The 18,241-nt window shown below is 49.6% G+C and carries 20 protein-coding genes and 1 tRNA gene; 8 read left to right on the forward strand and 13 right to left on the reverse strand.

What is annotated here, in order from left to right; genetic code table 11:
* Together V7723_RS16255 and V7723_RS16260 are read right to left on the reverse strand one after the other, a co-directional pair.
* On the reverse strand, nucleotides 1–187 hold a 187-nt coding region (locus tag V7723_RS16255), incomplete at its 3' end, for an Arm DNA-binding domain-containing protein (RefSeq protein WP_335685543.1).
* A 149-nt stretch (nucleotides 188–336) separates the two neighbouring features.
* Nucleotides 337–426: transfer RNA gene (locus V7723_RS16260), tRNA-Ser, on the reverse strand.
* Nucleotides 427–620: 194 nt separating this feature from the next.
* On the opposite strand from V7723_RS16260, the gene V7723_RS16265 reads away from it, so the two are divergent.
* Nucleotides 621–929, forward strand: coding sequence for a hypothetical protein (locus V7723_RS16265; protein ID WP_335685544.1), 309 nt, complete (start codon nucleotides 621–623; stop codon nucleotides 927–929).
* A gap of 12 nt (nucleotides 930–941) precedes the next feature.
* On the opposite strand, the gene lepA is transcribed toward V7723_RS16265, so the two are convergent.
* The 9 genes from lepA to V7723_RS16310 all read right to left on the reverse strand — a co-directional run bounded on the left by lepA (nucleotide 942) and on the right by V7723_RS16310 (nucleotide 11,694).
* Entirely contained in the window at nucleotides 942–2,744 is a 1,803-nt protein-coding gene (gene lepA, locus V7723_RS16270; protein WP_335685545.1) for a translation elongation factor 4, read from the reverse strand.
* A 69-nt stretch (nucleotides 2,745–2,813) separates the two neighbouring features.
* On the reverse strand, nucleotides 2,814–3,263 hold the full coding sequence (locus tag V7723_RS16275; RefSeq protein ID WP_335685546.1) for a PaaI family thioesterase: 450 nt from the start codon (nucleotides 3,261–3,263) through the stop codon (nucleotides 2,814–2,816).
* Nucleotides 3,264–3,329: 66 nt separating this feature from the next.
* Entirely contained in the window at nucleotides 3,330–5,741 is a 2,412-nt protein-coding gene (gene pheT / locus V7723_RS16280) for a phenylalanine--tRNA ligase subunit beta (protein WP_335685547.1), read from the reverse strand.
* Nucleotides 5,738–6,814, reverse strand: a complete 1,077-nt coding sequence (gene pheS / locus V7723_RS16285; RefSeq protein WP_335685548.1) for a phenylalanine--tRNA ligase subunit alpha — start codon at nucleotides 6,812–6,814, stop codon at nucleotides 5,738–5,740. Before pheS ends, pheT begins: the two co-directional genes overlap by 4 nt.
* A 92-nt stretch (nucleotides 6,815–6,906) precedes the next feature.
* On the reverse strand, nucleotides 6,907–7,269 hold the full coding sequence (gene rplT, locus V7723_RS16290; RefSeq protein WP_335685549.1) for a 50S ribosomal protein L20: 363 nt from the start codon (nucleotides 7,267–7,269) through the stop codon (nucleotides 6,907–6,909).
* 12 nt (nucleotides 7,270–7,281) lie between these two features.
* Complete coding sequence (gene rpmI / locus V7723_RS16295) at nucleotides 7,282–7,479, reverse strand: 50S ribosomal protein L35 (RefSeq protein WP_335685550.1); 198 nt, start codon at nucleotides 7,477–7,479, stop codon at nucleotides 7,282–7,284.
* Between the two features lie 284 nt (nucleotides 7,480–7,763).
* Nucleotides 7,764–8,300 (reverse strand): translation initiation factor IF-3, encoded by a 537-nt coding sequence (gene infC / locus V7723_RS16300; protein WP_335685586.1) that lies wholly within the window; start codon nucleotides 8,298–8,300, stop codon nucleotides 7,764–7,766.
* A gap of 116 nt (nucleotides 8,301–8,416) precedes the next feature.
* Nucleotides 8,417–10,348, reverse strand: a complete 1,932-nt coding sequence (gene thrS, locus V7723_RS16305; protein WP_335685551.1) for a threonine--tRNA ligase — start codon at nucleotides 10,346–10,348, stop codon at nucleotides 8,417–8,419.
* A gap of 164 nt (nucleotides 10,349–10,512) precedes the next feature.
* Nucleotides 10,513–11,694, reverse strand: coding sequence for a glycosyltransferase family 4 protein (locus tag V7723_RS16310; protein ID WP_335685552.1), 1,182 nt, complete (start codon nucleotides 11,692–11,694; stop codon nucleotides 10,513–10,515).
* Between the two features lie 21 nt (nucleotides 11,695–11,715).
* On the opposite strand from V7723_RS16310, the gene V7723_RS16315 reads away from it, so the two are divergent.
* Nucleotides 11,716–12,474 carry an alpha/beta fold hydrolase gene (locus V7723_RS16315; protein ID WP_335685553.1) on the forward strand — a complete coding sequence of 253 codons (759 nt, stop codon included), beginning with the start codon at nucleotides 11,716–11,718 and terminating at the stop codon, nucleotides 12,472–12,474.
* A 266-nt stretch (nucleotides 12,475–12,740) separates the two neighbouring features.
* On the opposite strand, the gene V7723_RS16320 is transcribed toward V7723_RS16315, so the two are convergent.
* Nucleotides 12,741–12,941, reverse strand: coding sequence for a DUF2842 domain-containing protein (locus tag V7723_RS16320; RefSeq protein WP_335685554.1), 201 nt, complete (start codon nucleotides 12,939–12,941; stop codon nucleotides 12,741–12,743).
* A 176-nt stretch (nucleotides 12,942–13,117) separates the two neighbouring features.
* On the opposite strand from V7723_RS16320, the gene V7723_RS16325 reads away from it, so the two are divergent.
* The 6 genes from V7723_RS16325 (at nucleotide 13,118) to V7723_RS16350 (ending at nucleotide 16,472) form a co-directional block, all read left to right on the forward strand.
* A complete protein-coding gene (locus V7723_RS16325; protein WP_335685555.1) occupies nucleotides 13,118–13,714 on the forward strand; it encodes a bactofilin family protein in 597 nt (198 codons plus the stop codon).
* Between the two features lie 132 nt (nucleotides 13,715–13,846).
* Entirely contained in the window at nucleotides 13,847–14,416 is a 570-nt protein-coding gene (locus V7723_RS16330) for an RNA polymerase sigma factor (protein ID WP_335685556.1), read from the forward strand.
* On the forward strand, nucleotides 14,416–14,865 hold the full coding sequence (locus V7723_RS16335) for a hypothetical protein (RefSeq protein ID WP_335685557.1): 450 nt from the start codon (nucleotides 14,416–14,418) through the stop codon (nucleotides 14,863–14,865). Before V7723_RS16330 ends, V7723_RS16335 begins: the two co-directional genes overlap by 1 nt.
* Nucleotides 14,852–15,331, forward strand: a complete 480-nt coding sequence (locus tag V7723_RS16340; protein WP_335685558.1) for a periplasmic heavy metal sensor — start codon at nucleotides 14,852–14,854, stop codon at nucleotides 15,329–15,331. Before V7723_RS16335 ends, V7723_RS16340 begins: the two co-directional genes overlap by 14 nt.
* Nucleotides 15,331–15,951 carry a DUF938 domain-containing protein gene (locus V7723_RS16345; protein WP_335685559.1) on the forward strand — a complete coding sequence of 207 codons (621 nt, stop codon included), beginning with the start codon at nucleotides 15,331–15,333 and terminating at the stop codon, nucleotides 15,949–15,951. The genes V7723_RS16340 and V7723_RS16345 overlap by 1 nt, the downstream gene beginning before the upstream one ends.
* A gap of 32 nt (nucleotides 15,952–15,983) precedes the next feature.
* Entirely contained in the window at nucleotides 15,984–16,472 is a 489-nt protein-coding gene (locus V7723_RS16350; RefSeq protein ID WP_335685560.1) for an ASCH domain-containing protein, read from the forward strand.
* Between the two features lie 92 nt (nucleotides 16,473–16,564).
* Here the strand turns inward: V7723_RS16350 and groL are convergent, their stop codons facing one another.
* Entirely contained in the window at nucleotides 16,565–18,217 is a 1,653-nt protein-coding gene (groL, locus tag V7723_RS16355; protein ID WP_335685561.1) for a chaperonin GroEL, read from the reverse strand.
* Nucleotides 18,218–18,241: the final 24 nt, after the last annotated feature.

The following is an 18,241-nucleotide window of genomic DNA, read 5'->3' on the forward strand; positions in this document are numbered from 1 at the left end:
CCAAACCAAAGTCAGTTCTCAAAGGAGCACCTTTACGGTTTCTCTGACCTTTTACCGTCACACGCACTATCCAGCGCCGGGCGCCCGAAGGATCAACAACAAGATAAAGCCCGTTGCCGTCTCCATGCCGTCCTGCGCCCAAATTATCGACCAACTTCTTCGTGAGCTTTCCATTCAAGATCGCCATTTGAAAAATACCACCTTTCATACCACACAATGAAAGAGTATCAGACAATGCGAGAAAAATCGAGATGAATGTAAAAAGCTCAAAATCCCCATAAATTAGGGGTTTTCATTACTTAAACGCGTTTTCTAAAACTGGGAAAAAGGGTATAGTGGCGGAGGGAGAGGGATTCGAACCCTCGATACGGTTACCCGTATACACGCTTTCCAAGCGTGCGCCTTCAGCCACTCGGCCACCCCTCCGCAGACGTCCGCGTGAAACCGCAGACGAGCGGGGAATATACTTCAGAAGCCAGAGAATGCAAGAGGTCAAAAGCCGATTGCGGGAATTAATGACGGATGGCCCAGTTTTATGAAAAAATAACTTCAAACGGGCTTTGAGTTCCGGCGCATTTAGCGATACCATGCCGCCATTGAATAACAGAAAGATTTGAAACGTGATTATTGGTCGTCTCGTTGGATGGGTGCTCATCGCCCTCGCATTTATGGTGCTAGGGCATGACCTTCTGCAATATCTGAGCACAGGTGAGCTGCAATTTATCTTGCTGGGAGAGCTTTGGTACAACCTGTTTCCCGAAGCGCTGAACCTGGCGCAGGCCATTGTTCAGCGCTATCTGTTCCCAAGTCTTTGGGACCCGGTCATCCTCACGTTTTTACTATGGCCCGCGTGGTTTGATTTTTTCGTCCCCGGAGTGGTCCTGATACTCCTGTTTCGAAAAAGAAAGAACCGCAAGAGAGACCGCTAGACACCGATCAGTCTAGTCGTCTCCCATTTTGAGGGCCGCCAGAAATGCCTCTTGCGGAATATCCACGTTCCCCACAGACCGCATCCGCTTCTTGCCTTTTTTCTGCTTTTCCAACAGCTTCTTTTTCCGGGTAAGATCGCCGCCATAACATTTCGCGGTGACATCTTTACGAAGGGCGCTGATGGTTTCCCGCGCCACGACTTTTCCGCCGATCGCCGCCTGCAAGGCAATCTTGAACAACTGACGCGGTATCAGGTCTTTCAGACGCTCACAGAGCTGCCGTCCGCGCCCTTCCGCCTGATCCCGATGGGCAATCATCGCCAACGCGTCCACGGGCTCTGAATTGACCAGAATGGACAGTTTCACAAGATCACTTTCGATATAGCTATCCAGTTCATAATCGAAACTGGCATATCCCCGGGTCACTGATTTCAGGCGATCGTAAAAGTCAAACACCACCTCATTGAGCGGAAGTTTGTAGACGACCATCGCCCGGTTGCCCGCATAGGTCAGATCCGTCTGCACACCGCGCTTGTCTTCGCAGAGCTTCAGCACCTGTCCCAGATACTCATCTGGCACCAGAATAGTCGCCTTGATCCAGGGCTCTTCGATGTGATCAATTTGCATGACATCGGGCATATCCGCCGGGTTATGCATTTCAACCATGTCGCCATTGCGCATATATAGACGATAAACAACGGACGGCGCCGTGGTAATCAAATCAAGATCGAATTCCCGCTCCAGCCGTTCCTGGATAATTTCCAGATGCAGCAACCCCAAAAATCCGCAACGAAAGCCGAAGCCAAGGGCGGCAGAGGTTTCCGCTTCAAAAGAAAAGCTGGCATCATTCAACCGCAATCTACCAAGGCTGGATTTCAATTCCGAAAAATCGGCGGCATCAACGGGAAACAATCCGCAAAACACCACGGGTTGGTTTGGCTTAAACCCGGGGAGCGGCTCCAGGGCCGGTTTACGGTCGTCCGTGATCGTATCACCGACTTTGGTATCGGCCACTTGTTTGATGGCCGCGGTCATAAAGCCAATTTCACCCGGGCCCAGCTCGTCAACCATAAGGCCTTTCGGCGTAAATACACCAACCCGATCGACCAGATAACTGGCGCCCGTTTCCATCATCCGGACCTTCTGGCCTTTCTTGATGGACCCGGCCCGGACCCGGAACAACACGACGACGCCAAGATAGGCATCATACCAACTATCAATCAGCAAAGCTTGAAGCGGTGCCTTTTTATCGCCTTTTGGCGGCGGAATATACTTGATTACGGCTTCCAGAACTTCATCGACCCCAACGCCGGTTTTAGCTGACACGGGTAAGGCATTGCTGGCGTCAATACCGATAACTTCTTCAATCTGCTCGACGACGCGATCCACGTCCGCAGCGGGTAAATCAACTTTGTTCAAGACTGGCAGTATTTCGTGGTTAACTTCGATGGCCTGATAGACATTGGCAAGGGTTTGCGCTTCAACGCCCTGACTGGCATCAACGACCAGCAACGATCCTTCACAAGCCGCGAGAGACCGGTTGACCTCGTAGGCAAAATCAACATGGCCCGGTGTATCGATCAGGTTCAGCGTATAAGTGTCGCCATCTCTCGCTTTATACAAAAGGCGTACCGTCTGCGCCTTGATGGTAATACCGCGTTCGCGCTCGATATCCATGCTGTCGAGCACTTGTTGCTGCATCTCACGCGCATCCAGCCCTCCGCACATTTGGATAAGGCGGTCCGCAAGCGTCGATTTTCCGTGATCAATATGAGCAATGATCGAAAAATTACGAATTTTACTTAATTCAGTCATCTGCCTATTTTCTAATCTCTGACGCTTATCCAAGTAACAGGTTTCTGGGTAATTACAACAGGCGTGTTCCTAATCTTGCCCGGGCAACGATATGTCGCCATATGTTCCCTGGTCAGATGGGATTTTCATAATGCCAGAAGAGCTAAAAACGGTCTTGTCATCTGCCGTTAAAATGCACGTGGCGAAAAGCAGGGTTCGTGTCTGTTTTATCACCTGTGTCCGGCCTTCAAGCCAGGTGCCGTTGGGTACTGGGGAGACAAAATCGCACGACATCTGAATAGTCGGCAGAAATTTTCGGATACCGGTAATTGCCTGACCGCCAACGCCCAATTGCATATCGGCAAATGTCATCAACATGCCACCGTGACAAATATTGGCTATATTACAATGCTTGTCTTCGATCCGAAGTCCCAGATAGGCATCCATTTCCACGGGCTTGATCATCAGGGTGCCTGTCAATCCGACAAACCCGACATTCCCTTCGAAGACTTTAAATCCGTCTGGAATATTATTCTTCATTTTTAGTCTCCACAAACAGAACAAGGGGAGCTCCAAAGCTCCCCTCCATTAATTGGCCCTTTAACTCTAGTGCCGCAGATGACCGCCACTGGCTTTTTCGACATTGGCGATCACTTTCGCGGCGACGGCGTCAATTTCCTCTTCCGTCAGCGTTTTCTCCGTCGGTTGCAGCCGGACTGACAGTGCCACGGATTTTTTGCCTTCGGCCACATGCTCCCCTTGATACACATCAAAGATGGAAACGCCGGTAATCAATTTTTTGTCGCTGCCCTGCGCCGCCCGGATAATTTTATCAGCAGAAACATCGGCATCCATTTCAAAGGCAAAATCTCTTTCGACAGATTGGAAATCAGAAACCGATAAGGGCGGACGCGCCGTCGCGTTTTTTCCGCGTGGCATCGGCACATTATCAAGATAGACCTCAAATCCGACAAGCGGCCCTTTGACCTTCATTGCCTCCAGAACAGCAGGATGGATTTCACCAAAGGCTGCGAGCCGGTTTTTTGGGCCCAGCTGAAGAACGCCGGAACGACCGGGATGATACCAGTCCGGCGCGCCCGTGACGACTTGAGCGTTAGCGGCCGGTCCGCCAACGGCTTCCAGAACCGCAAGCGCATCGGCTTTCGCATCATAAGCGTCAAAATTCTTGCCGTTGCCGGCCCAGTGTCGCTCAGAGGTTTGACCGGATCGAATACCACCTGCAACCATTTTTTGGCCGTCTGGTTGATCCGAATGATACTCAGATCCAACTTCGAACAGGGAGACATCGGCGAAGCCACGGGCATGGTTACGCCCAGCAGCCGCAATCAAGTTCGGCAATAACGACGGGCGCATGGCGTCCAGATCCGCACTGATCGGATTAACCAGAACGATCTCATCAGGGACGCCGCCAAACAGGTCTGCATGGGCCCGCGGCAGGAACGACCAGGTAACTGCTTCCATCATGCCGCGAACGGCCAATCCGCGTTTTGCCATTCTGACCCGCCGCTGCGGCAAATCCACAGATGGCTTGGCCACAGCATTGACCCTTGGCAAAGCGGCCGTCGGGATATTGTCATAGCCATGGACGCGCAAAATTTCTTCCACAAGATCGGCTTCCCCGTCCACATCCATACGCCAGGACGGGACGGATACTTGAATGAGGTCGTCATTTTCCTTTGGTGAAAACCCGAGCTTCTCGAGAATTTCCATCATTTCGGTGACCGGGACATCAACACCGCCCAAGTCCTGCACTCGGCTTTTGCGTAAACTCACATCCTTCTGCCAGTCCGGGCCGGTCCCGGCAACGACAACATTGGAGGGCTCACCGCCACACAAATCCATCACAAGCCGTGTGGCAATTTCCATGGCGTTTTCAACGAATGCCGGATCCACACCCCGTTCAAAACGATAGCGCGCATCTGATTCTATCCCCAGCTTGCGGCCGCTCGTGGCGATGCGAATGGGATCAAAGAGGGCCGCTTCGATAAAGACATTGGTTGTCTCTTCCGTGCAACCGGTTTCCTCACCGCCCATGATGCCGCCCAAGCCAACAGCACGACTGTCATCTGCAATCACGCAGGTATCGGCATCTATGTCGTATTCTTCGCCATCCAGAGCCAGTAGTTTTTCTACAGGCTCACCCAGACGTACCTGAATGCCGCCATCGACCTTATCGGCATCAAAAACATGCAGCGGCCGGCCCAGATCATAGGTGACATAGTTGGTCATATCGACAAGCGCCGAAATGGGGCGCAATCCGATCGCCAGTAATTTATCCTGTAGCCATTTTGGAGAGGGCCCGTTTTTGACACCGCGGATATAACGACCCGCGAATTTGGAACAAGGTAACGGATCCTGATCGGCAGGGCCAAAATTGAGGCGGACAGGGATCGGGCTTTCAAACTGGCCCGGCACCGCGTTCACATCCAATGCCTTCAGCTGACCAAAGCCGCTGGCGGCTAAATCACGGGCAATGCCGTAAACCCCCAACGCATCCTGATGATTTGGCGTGATGGCAATTTCGACGACCGGATCATCCAATCCGGTGAGAACCGCAAAGGAAGCACCGATTTCCGTATCTTCCGGCATCTCGATGATACCGTCATGTTCGTCGGAAATTCCCATTTCCCGTTCGGACACGAGCATGCCATTACTTTCCACGCCGCGAATTTTAGAAGGTTTCAGCAACAAGTCCGTACCCGGCACGTAGACACCGGACGGCGCGAACACCCCTTTCATGCCCGTACGGGCGTTGGGGGCACCGCACACGACTTGAACAATCTGTGAACCGGTATCGACTTTACACACGCGCAAGCGGTCCGCATCCGGATGCTGAACGGCTTCGACGACGTGAACGACCCGAAAGGCTTCCAGCTCTTTCGCGCGATCCGTAATCTCTTCAACCTCTAGTCCCAGCGCTGTCAGTTTTTCAGACAGTTCGTCGAGGGACGCTGTGTAGTCGAGATGTTCTTTCAGCCAGGATATCGTGAATTTCATCGAGACAACCCTCCACCAAGTGTGGGGACGTCCAGAGGTACAAATCCGTAATGTTTCAGCCAGCGCAGATCCGCATCAAAAAAGGCGCGTAAATCCGGAATGCCGTATTTCAACATGGCAATCCGGTCAATGCCCATGCCCCAGGCAAAGCCTTGATACTCATCCGGATCCAGTCCGCAATGGGCCAGAACCCGTGGGTTGACCATACCGCAGCCCAAAATTTCCAGCCAGTCGTCGCCTTCGCCGACTTTCACATGGTCACCCGCAAAGGTGCACTTGATGTCCATTTCCGCGGAAGGTTCCGTGAACGGGAAATAGGACGGGCGAAACCGCATGGTAATTTCGTCGAGTTCGAAAAAGGCTTTGCAGAATTCAGCAAGAACGCCTTTCAAATGCCCCATATGGCTGGTCTTATCGATAACCAATCCTTCGATCTGATGAAACATTGGCGTATGGGTCTGATCGGAGTCACAGCGAAAAGTCCGTCCGGGCACGACAATACGATGCGGCGGCTCCTTCGATTGCATGGTCCTGATCTGAACAGTCGACGTATGGGTTCGCAGAAGTTGACGCGAGCCATCCGCCTTTTCCGGCAAATAGAAGGTATCATGCATTTGCCGCGCAGGATGTTCTGGTGGAATATTCAGCGCTGTGAAATTGTGAAAATCGTCTTCAATATCCGGGCCTTCGGCAATATCAAATCCCATATCAGCGAATATTTCCGTGATTTCATCCATGACCTGACTGATCGGATGAATACGTCCAACTGTTTCTGGACGAACCGGCAAGGTCACGTCGATACTTTCAGCCGCCAGTTTCTTCGTCAGTTCAGCCGCATGAAGGGATGATTTTGCACCGTCAATGGCGTCGCCGATGGTCGACTTCAGCTTATTTAACTTCGGCGCAACTGTTTGACGTTCGGAGGGGTCCATTTGGCCGAGGCCGCGCATCATCAGACTGACACTTCCCTTTTTACCAAGGGCAGAGATCCGCAGCGCTTCCAGCGCATCCATTTCCGTTATCTTGCCGATTTGATCCAGCAACTCTGATTCAAGCTTTTCAATATCCTGCATAACTACTCGCAAATAAAAAGGGGGCCACTAGAAGGGCCCCCTTTTAATAAAGTGGTCTACGAAAAAGTCTAGGTTTTCGAGGGCCCGGTGTATCAGGCTTTGTTAGATGCTTGATCTGCAGCGTCTACCAATGCCTTGAAGGCCTCAGGCTCACGTACGGCGATATCAGCAAGAACTTTACGGTCTACTTCAATGCCAGCCAGCTTGAGGCCGTGCATAAAGTTTCCGTAAGTCATGCCAAGCTCACGTGAAGCTGCATTAATACGTTGGATCCACAGCGCACGGAAGCTCCGCTTCTTGTTGCGCCGATCGCGATATGCATATTGGCCGGCTTTCTCGACGGCCTGAATTGCAACGCGGAAGGTATTTTTACGGCGGCCATAATAACCTTTGGCTGCCTTGATAACTTTTCTATGACGGGCATGCGTAGTGACGCCCCGTTTGACACGTGCCATGGTATTCTCTCCTTAACCGTACGGTAAAAACTTTTTGACGATCCGGGCATCCTGATCAGATAGAACTGTTGTTCCCCGAAGATTCCGAATCTGTTTGTTGGTCCGCTTAATCATTCCATGCTGTTTACCAGCCTGGTTTGCGCGCACCTTACCGGAGGCGGTAAGAGAGAAACGCTTTTTCACGCCGCTCTTAGTTTTTAGCTTGGGCATTTTAGGGCTTCCTATAAATCACAAGTTGAAGCGAAAGAGCAAACTCGGCAGCACCAAATGGCCGGAATGCTCGACGAAGCGAGGGTTATAACCGCGTGAAGGCCCAAACACAAGCCCTCTAACCGCTTTTTTTCGTTAATATCACCGGGTCTATTGCGATCATGTCCGCCCGGGAGAAAAAATTCAAAAACTCACGTCCTGTATATGGTGAGCCCCCTAGTGAATAACCACGAAAAAACCTGCGTATTCCTCAAGAAATCGCAGGTTTTAAAGAATCCGGTTCTTTATTTTATCGGTGCAATCACCATGGTCATTTGCCGGCCTTCCATTTTTGGATGCTGCTCGACTTTTGCGACCTCTTCCGTCTCGTCACGTACTTTGTGAAGCAAATTCATGCCCAACTCCTGATGGGCCATTTCACGCCCGCGGAATCGCATGGTTACTTTCACCTTGTCGCCCGTTCCCAAGAACTTATTCACGGAGCGCATTTTGACATCATAATCGTGCTGATCAATATTCGGCCGCATCTTAATTTCTTTGATCTCGAATGTTTTCTGCTTCTTTCGAGCTTTCGATGCTTTTTTCTGCGCTTCAAAGCGCGCACGGCCGTGATCCATGAGTTTACAAACCGGTGATTCTCCCGGAGAAACCTCCACAAGATCAAGTCCCGCTTCATCGGCCAGCCCCATGGCTGCCTCAATGATCACCAATCCAATGTTATCACCTTCATCATTTATCAATCGAACACTTGAAGCCTGGATGTCTTCATTCGTGCGTGGCCCGTCTTTTGTCGGAACCGTATTTCTTTGTGGGCGAGCTATGTACTTTCTCCTTTAATCATTATTTGTATCCGTACCGTCCGTATAAGGCGGAATACTGATATATTCTATATATTTTAACGTTTTATTTCTACCGCTTCTTTTTTTTGATCCCGAAATTAGCTTCCAGGCACTTTTGCCTCTTCGACAAGCTGTGCAATTGCGTCGTCCAGATCCAGTACTTTTTGATGTTTTTCGCCAAGACGGCGGACAGAAATTGTTTTCTCTTCCGCTTCTCGTTTACCGGCGACAAACATGGCTGGGACTTTGGCGAGGCTATGTTCTCGGACCTTGTAATTGATCTTTTCATTTCGAAGATCAAGGGTCGCCCGCAAGCCTTTCGCCTTCAGCGCCGCAAGCACTTCCTCGGCATAACTATCCGCTTCATCTGTGATGGTCGCGACAACGACTTGAACCGGCGACAGCCAAAGCGGGAATCGCCCGGCATATTCTTCGATCAAAATACCGATAAAACGCTCCATGGATCCAAAGATCGCCCGATGCAACATAACCGGTCGATGCTTTGCGCCATCTTCTCCGATATAAGTCGCGCCAAGGCGTTCCGGTAAAACGAAGTCAACTTGCAAAGTCCCGCATTGCCAATCGCGGCCAATCGCATCGGTCAAAACAAACTCCAGTTTCGGTCCGTAGAACGCACCTTCCCCCGGGTTCATGGAATAGCTGAGACCGGTTGCATCGATTGCGTCGCGCAAAGAGCCTTCAGACTTGTCCCAAATCTCGTCTTCCCCCGCCCGCACTTCAGGGCGGTCGGAAAATTTGACTTTCACGTCGGTGAAGCCGAAATCCTTGTAGATATCCAACAGCAACGCGCAAAAGACTTCAGTTTCAGAGGTAATCTGATCTTCGGTACAGAAAATATGGGCATCGTCTTGGGTAAATCCACGCACCCGCATAATACCGTGCAATGCGCCAGACGGCTCATAGCGATGACAGGATCCGAATTCCGCCATGCGCAGCGGAAGATCACGATAGCTGGTGATCCCCTGATTGAAAATTTGCACATGGCATGGGCAGTTCATCGGCTTCAAGGCAAAAGTCTTGTCTTCCGATTCCGTGGTGTACATGGCATCGCGGAATTTTTCCCAATGCCCGGAAGCTTCCCATAACTTGCGATCAACGAGCTGCGGCGTTTTGACTTCCTTATACTCAGCCTCTTCCAGCTTATGGCGAATATAGTTTTCCAGTGTACGGTATAAAGTCCAGCCCTTTTCGTGCCAAAAGACCATGCCAACGGCCTCTTCCTGAAGGTGGAATAAATCCATTTCCTTACCCAGCTTGCGATGGTCGCGGCGTTCCGCTTCTTCCAAACGGTGCAAATAGGCTTTCAGTTCCTTTTCATTTCGCCACGCAGTCCCGTAAACCCTCTGAAGCATCTCATTGTTGGAATCTCCACGCCAATAGGCTCCGGCCAGCTTCATCAGTTTAAAAGCATGGCCGAGTTTTTTGGTGGACGGTAAATGCGGGCCACGGCACAAATCCTGAAATTCACCTTGCCGATAAATTCCAATGGGCTGATCCGCTGGAATACTGGCAATAATTTCAGCTTTGTAGTCTTCGCCGATGCCTTTAAAAAATTCAACGGCAGTATCCCGATCCCACTCTTCGCGGACAATCTGTTCGTCGCGATCGACGATTTCATGCATGCGCTTTTCGATTTTTTCAAGATCGGTCGGAGTAAATGGTTCATCCCGGGCAAAGTCGTAATAAAACCCATTCTCGATTGAAGGCCCAATGGTCACTTGCGTTTCCGGATATAATTCCTTTGCCGCCTCAGCAAGCACATGGGCCGCGTCATGACGCAACAGTTCAAGAACGTCATCGCCTTCTTCGCGAATGGTTATAATTTCGACGGTTGTATCCGTGTCCAACGTTGTCTTGAGATCTTTGACTTCACCGTTAATCCGCAATGCCAAGGCTGCTTTGGCCAATCCCGGGCCAATATCAAGCGCTAATTCTTCACCTGAAATAGGCCCCTCAAATGATCGAATACTTCCATCAGGAAGGGATATGTTGAGTTTACCGTTGTTCACTTTTTACCGCCAATTCTGTATCTGGTTCCGAGCAACACCCTGCCCTGAATCTTAGCTTTACGAGGGGGACTGTAGAAATCTGGCATGGCATGTCAAGTAAAGAGCATCGCTAACTGCCTTTTGAGCGTATTTAGTTTGCCCAATATCTGCCTTGTACCAACAAATTAGTTGGAAAGAAGATCCGTATAAACCTTCAATGTTGAAGAGCACATGGTCTCAATATCGAATTTGTCCATGACATGCTGGCGCGATAATGCTGCCACGGCCTCTCGTTGCTCCGACGTCATGCTTATGGCTGCGTTCAACGCGGCTGCGATGGCATCAGAATCATTTACAGGGATCAACCAGCCTGTCTCGCCATCCAGAATGGTTTCCATGGATCCGCCATGCGCCGTCGCCACAACGGGTCGTCCCATGGCTTGCGCCTCCACAGCAACGCGCCCGAAACCTTCCGGCACCGTTGTCGCAGAGACGACGACATCGGATAACATGAGGGCGACCGCCATATCGTTGCAGTGTCCTTTAATCTGAACCTTGCCTTCCAGATTTTTGGACCTGATCAATGTCCTGAGCTCTTCACAATAGGCTTCTCGGCCTTCCGTGCTACCAACCATCAACGCCAGAAAATTGTCGTCCTCTAACTTTGCCAGCGCTTCAATAAAGGCAGTATGCCCTTTCAAACGGGTCAAGCGGCCGGGCAGCATAATAACTGGAACGCCGTCCGGTAACTGCCAGTCACCCGCCATTTTAATAATGCGCTCCGCACTAATGGCAGCCGGGTTAAACTTGCGGCAATCAACGCCCCGCGGAATGGTCACGACCTGATTCTCGGCAACCTCATAATTCTCCTGGATATGAAGGGCCAGAAAATCCGAGATCGCGATGACTTTTTCGCCTTTCGCCATTACCGAATTATAGTAGTTTTTAAGGAATCCACCGCGGGTATAGGCTGCATGAAAAGTGGTCACGAAATGACAGTTTTCTTTTTTCGCGGCTTTTAAGGCGCTCCAGGCAGGTGCGCGGCTCCGGGCGTGCACAATATCAACTTTGTGCTCTTTGATGACCTCTCGCAAACGCGCCACATTTCGCCGCATGACCAACGGATTCTTTGAAGCGACGGGCAAGGTGATATGCCGGACGCCCATTCTCGTCAGTTCATGTTCCATGATACCGCCACTTGAAACAACGATGGGGATCCATCCTTCGTTTTTCAGTGCCGCCGCTATTTCAATGGTACCGCGCTCCACACCGCCGCCGTTCAGGCTCGGAAGAATCTGCAGGACGGTCCGAACATGACTTTCATCATCGGCGGAGGGAATGCTATGCTGGGTATCAATCTTATTCATAAATGGCTTCTATAACTCATAATGACGAACTCAAACACACCAAGTATGCTCTCCAGGCCGGATGGTCAATCCCTCGCTTTTCATCATAGGGCCGGAGAAACGCCCGGCGTCCTGTTTTGCTCTGGCTTTATGTCTGATATGGAGGGGACAAAAGCCGTCGCCCTGGAAAACGCCATGACGGGCATTGGCAGAGGTTATACCCGATTTGATTATCTGGGACATGGCCAATCAACGGGTCATTTCACAGATGGTACCATAAGTCGCTGGACAGATGACGCCCTCGCAATTCTAGATGAATGTACCGCAGGACCTCAAATCATCGTTGGTTCATCCATGGGCGGTTGGATCGGCTTGCGCGTGGCGCTGCTTCGTCCAGAACGCATTGCCGGGTTTATTGGTATCGCTGCAGCACCGGATTTCACGACGCGCATGTGGGACGACATGCCGGAGGAGGGTAAATCCGACATTCTGTCGAAGGGCTTTTGGGAGCAACCGTCAGAATATTCGGAGGAACCGTATATCATCACCAAAAAACTGATAGATGATGGCCCCCGCAATTTCGTGATGAATGGACAAATTGATGTGACCTGTCCTGTCCATCTGCTTCAAGGCATGAAAGATGACAGCGTGCCGTGGAAAACAGCGTTACAGATACAGGAATCTTTGGAAAGCGAGGATGTCACAGTGTCCTTGGTCAAGAACGGGGATCATCGATTATCTGAACCGGACGACATTACCCGCCTGGTCCTGGCAACCGAACGTTTATGCGCTTCCGTGTAATTCCTCCGCAAGAGAGTATCACACCAAAAATCCGCCTAACACACTGAAATTATTATAGTTTATGAACTGATCCGCTAGTTTTCGTGAGAGTAACATAATGTTGATGAAAAAGAGTGATCGAGATCACTGGACATTAACGAATTTGACACCACATAGGGTGTATAGATTAGTACAGACGCAAAACTTTTGCTGATCTTTGGGACAGTCCCCCTCTCCCAACGAAAAGCAATTTTAGCCGGATCGATCCCCCTCTCGATCCGGCTTTTTCATTGGGGTTCCGGCGGCTGCATCCATTTAACGATTTTCATCGCGGGGAAGATCCAGATAACGCCAACGATTGGGTAATAGATCAGTTCTGCTATTTTACTATCCGGTAAAAATTGCACCGCAATCAGCATGCAAGCAAGACAGTAAATCACCAAAAGAAAGATTAAGATCGCCATTCCGACGGCTTTGCGAGTATTCATATGTACTACCGTTGAGAAAGGTTTATAACAACATTCAATGGCCAATTATAAGGCGATACGGCTGAAAAGTAAATTTTGGATCGATTGCCTCATTTTTGACAAATAAAATTCGCATGTCGGCCATTATTCTATGCCCAAACTGACCTATCATATTTATCCAACATAGGACGCCAAGCATGTTTCAGAAAAAAACAAAACTCACCGACGCCCCCGAAACTGAAGCCGAGGCTTCCCTTCCACAAGAAAACCCGAGTGAAAGCAGAGTGAAACCGATGACAAATAATGCAGGCGGCAGAACCTATGGCGTTGACAATGCGCTTCGCCCAAAGACACCTGTTTACGGACAACCTCCTGAAGAAAAAAAGCAAGGCAGCCGCTTACATGTCGGTGCCGACATCCATCTAAAAGGCGAGATCACGGCTTGCGACCGGTTAATTGTTGAGGGAAAAGTAGAAGCCTCAATGGATAGTAAGGAAATCGAGATCAGTAAAAGCGGCGTGTTTATTGGCACAGTCGATATTGATACGGCCGATATTTCCGGCAAATTCGATGGAACAATGAAGGCCCGCAAGCGGCTCATTATTCGCAAAACCGGTCATGTCACTGGAAATATAAGCTATGGCGAGATCGAAATTGAGCCAGGCGGAGAAATTGGCGGATCTTTGAAAAAAGTCGGCAAAGAACAGCCCAATCTTCTCGCCGATATTGAAAAGGATGTCGTACAAAAACCTGAACCGCACAAAAACGGAGAAGCATCTAAGGCATCCGCCTAGTCGCCATTTTCTTTCATTTTTTAAGTTTGAAAATATGCCCTGAAATTTCGACGGATTTCGGGGCATATGTCCGTATAATGTCTAGTTGTGAAGGACAAATCCGGTGTTTTCCGATCAGCCTGTTAGGTAAAGATGCAGAATCTGAACGAGATTAAAAAAGATGCTGCTCTCATGCGGGCGGTTGCTGCCGGCGATCAAAAGGCCTGTCGCGAGGTAGCGGATACCTATTTGAGCATATCTTATCGACTGGCCGTTCGCATACTTGGCGATACCAGTTTAGCCGAAGATATGGCGCAGGAAGCGTTTATGAAGCTCTGGAAACAAGCACCAGATTGGCAGGCGAAGGCACAAATACGCACGTGGCTACATCGGGTTACTCACAACTTATGTGTAGACCAATTGCGAAAGCAGAAGAGATTTAGCGACGATGAAGTGCCGGATATTGCGGATCCTGCATTGGGAGTAATTGAGAAGTTGGAGCAACAGCAAATCGACGATAAAGTAACTGAAGCGCTTCAAAAACTGCCGCCTCGACAACGTATCGCTATTTCTTTGGTATATTTTGAGGAATGTGGAAATATAGAAGCTGCGGACATAATGGAATTATCAGTCGATGCCCTGGAATCGTTGTTGGCACGAGGGAGGCGTAAATTGAAAGATCTATTACTGCCCGCACGCAGGCTAAGAGACGGAGTTATGTGATGAAAGAAAAACAGTCTGCAGAACTTAATCATTTTAAATCTGTGTTGGACACGTATGGCGCGGCCCGGCAACGTTGGCCCGACAATGATCTTGCTTTGATGGAAAAACTACTTCTCACGTCAGACGTGGCCAGGAGTTTGTTGCGCCAAGAAGAAAAATTTGATCTTACATTGGCTTCCAGTGATCCAACACTTCAGGCGCCTTCAACGTTACTAACACGTGTCTTGATCGACGCACAGAATCTGAACCGCGGATCTATTTTTCAGACGCTTTGGCCTTTTGGTTCTATTTGGCAACCGGCATCTGGTTTGGCAATGGCTGCTTTCGTTGGAGTTATGCTGGGAGTTGCGAGCCCAAACCTGCTCAATGGCTATAGTAATTCCCCAATTGATGAACCCGTTTTCAATGACACATTGTTCGACCTGGAGTATGAAAATGGCAATATCTAGGCCAAAGATCCTTTCAATTGCTCTTATTGTTTCGTTGGCGGTCAACGTCATTGTTGGTGGTTTTATCACGGCACAATGGCTGGGGTATGGCGCCACTAATGCACGATCCGGCGGACCGCTTTTCAATCATCGCGCGGCCATGTCTGTACTCGAACAAGAACCACAAGAAAATGTTCGGAAAATTTGGAAGGCTCGGCGTGAAACCTTACGTCCGTATTTCAAGGATTATGGACAATCCCGCCGGCAACTCGCCGAATTGCTGGGTGCAGAAAATTTGGACGAAGAGGCCGTAAATATGGCGTATAGCGATATGCTTGCCAAACGTATGCAAATTGAAGAAATGCTGAGGGTCTCATTGCTTGAATTCGCCAACGCTTTGCCGGCAGATCAACGAGCAAAATTCTTCAACGAAGGTTTTCAAAAGCATAAAAAGCACAGGAAGCCGGGCAAGGATAAATCAAACTGATGGATAGACGCCAATATTCCGCTTCCGCCATGCGAAATCGTGATCCAATTTTAGACGTGTTAAAGACACATCTTCCAACATCAGGAACTGTTTTGGAAATTGCCAGCGGGTCAGGTGAACATGCTGTTCATTTCGCCCCTCAGTTTCCAAACCTTAATTGGCAGGCAACGAATTATGAGGATACTCAGCTCGATAGTGTTATCGACTGGATTGCCCATTTGCCCTCCGGAAATTTGCTCCCACCACTAAAACTTGACGCAACAGCTTCTGTCTGGCCGATAGAATCCGCGGGCTATCCAGCCAGGCCTGTTACAGCCGTTTTCAACGTAAATACGATTCATATTTCGCCTTGGCGTGTGTGTGAAGGTCTAATGGCCGGAACCGGACGTACTCTTGAAAAAGGAGGGCGACTGTTTATCTATGGTCCCTTTAAAGTAGAAGGCCAACATACGGCAGCAACAAATAAAGACTTTGATGTATGGTTACGGGCGGAAAACGCTGATTATGGTATTCGGGATCAGGGGGCCGTCGTTGCAGAAGCCAAAAAGAACGGACTGACGCATCTGATAGCCATCCCTATGCCTGCAAATAACTTTATTCAGATATTTGACCATATTTAACAATTGCATCATTTTGCGCGAGACAGCTTAACGTGGATCAGAATAAATCAAATTTAACAGAAAAGTATTGGTCAACTTTTGTTACAGCGACCGGCATCGAAGGCCATGACTATGCCGTTGTCACTTTTGGAAACACAAAGGCACTGGCGGAAACACTGCTAGCACTTGTTCTATCAGGCAAGAAGCGAGCAACGGCGTCCCTACTCACAGATTATTCAGGCCAAGACGTGCCGCTACCGAAAGTGGGAGACTATGTTGTTGTGCTGGACGGGAGCAGCGCCCCCAATTGTATCTGGCGCACGACAGATGTGACTGTGAAACCATTTAATGAAGTTGACGAAATTTTCGCTTGGGCTGAAGGCGAAGGCGACAGAAGTTTGGATTTCTGGCTGTCTACCCATCGGGCGTATTTTACATTACAATGCCACGCTGAAGGTTTCGAGATGCATGACCATATGGAAACCGTTTTCGAAAAGTTTGAAATAGTTTGGCCATTGGAAGTAGAAGATCCGATTCCCTGACCACGTTAAAGTTTAAAACCTCATAAACCTTAAGCAAAAAAAGGGCCACCCGGAAGGATGGCCCAATTTTTTGACTTAGTAAGTTGGTTGGCTTAGAAGCCCATACCACCCATACCGCCGCCCATGCCGCCCATGTCAGGCATAGCAGGTGCGCCGCCGCCATCTTTGGCAGGAGCGTCCGCAATCATTGCTTCTGTTGTAATCAACAGGCTGGCAATAGATGCTGCATCTTCCAGTGCGTGACGAACAACTTTGGCCGGATCAACAACACCGTCCGCTGTCAGGTCTGTGTACTTACCGGACTGCGCGTTGAAACCGAACGAGTTACTGTCTTGCTCAAGCAATTTTCCAACAACAACCGCACCGTCAGAACCCGCATTTTCAGCGATCTGGCGACATGGTGCCTCAAGCGCACGGCGAATAATTTTAATACCGACATTCTGGTCTTCGTTTTCACCCACTAGACCGTCAAGAGCGCGTGTCGCGTAAAGAAGAGCAACACCGCCACCGGCAACAATACCTTCTTCAACCGCAGCCCGTGTTGCATGCAGGGCATCATCAACGCGATCTTTGCGTTCTTTCACTTCTACTTCAGTTGCGCCGCCAACTTTGATGACAGCAACACCGCCGGCAAGCTTGGCAAGGCGTTCTTGAAGTTTTTCACGGTCATAGTCGGAAGTAGTTTCTTCGGACTGCGCACGTATCTGGTTACAGCGGCCTTCGATGTCAGCTTTCTCGCCAGCACCGTCAACGATTGTTGTTTCTTCTTTCGTGATTGTAACGGATTTCGCCGTTCCAAGCATATCAAGACCAACATTTTCGAGTTTGATACCGATTTCTTCAGAAATCATCTGGCCACCAGTAAGGATCGCGATGTCTTCAAGCATTGCTTTACGACGATCGCCAAAACCAGGAGCTTTAACAGCAGCAATCTTAAGACCACCGCGAAGTTTGTTGACAACCAAAGTTGCAAGAGCTTCGCCTTCGATGTCTTCAGCAATGATCAACAGAGGCTTACCGGCTTGAACAACAGCTTCCAGCAGTGGCAACATTGGCTGAAGGTTGGTCAATTTCTTTTCGTGAAGCAGGATGTAAGGGTTGTCCATTTCGGCAACCATTTTTTCTGCATTTGTCACGAAGTAAGGGGACAGATATCCGCGATCGAACTGCATACCTTCGACGACGTCCAGCTCTGTATCAAGACCTTTAGCTTCTTCAACAGTAATAACGCCTTCGTTGCCGACACGCTGCATAGCTTCAGAAATGATGTTGCCAATTTCAACTTCACCATTTGCTGAGATCGTACCGACCTGCGCAATTTCTTCCTGACCAGCAACTGGTTTTGCAGAAGCTTTAATGCTTTCGATCGCTGTACCAACAGCAAGATCGATACCGCGCTTAAGATCCATTGGGTTCATTGTTGCAGCAACAGCTTTCAGGCCTTCCTGAACAATAGACTGTGCAAGTAATGTTGCCGTCGTCGTACCATCACCGGCAACGTCGTTTGTTTTAGACGCTACTTCACGAACCATCTGCGCGCCCATGTTTTCGAACTTGTCTTCGAGTTCGATTTCCTTCGCAACAGTAACACCATCTTTTGTGATGCGCGGTGCGCCGAAAGATTTGTCGATTACAACGTTACGACCTTTTGGGCCGAGCGTCACTTTAACAGCATCAGCCAGGATATTAACGCCTTTCAGCATACGATTGCGGGCGTCTGTACTGAACTTGACTTCTTTTGCCATGTTTTTAATTCCTCAATTTATTCG

Origin of the sequence: Sneathiella sp. (genome assembly GCF_036960985.1) — a bacterium.
Lineage (GTDB): Bacteria > Pseudomonadota > Alphaproteobacteria > Sneathiellales > Sneathiellaceae > Sneathiella.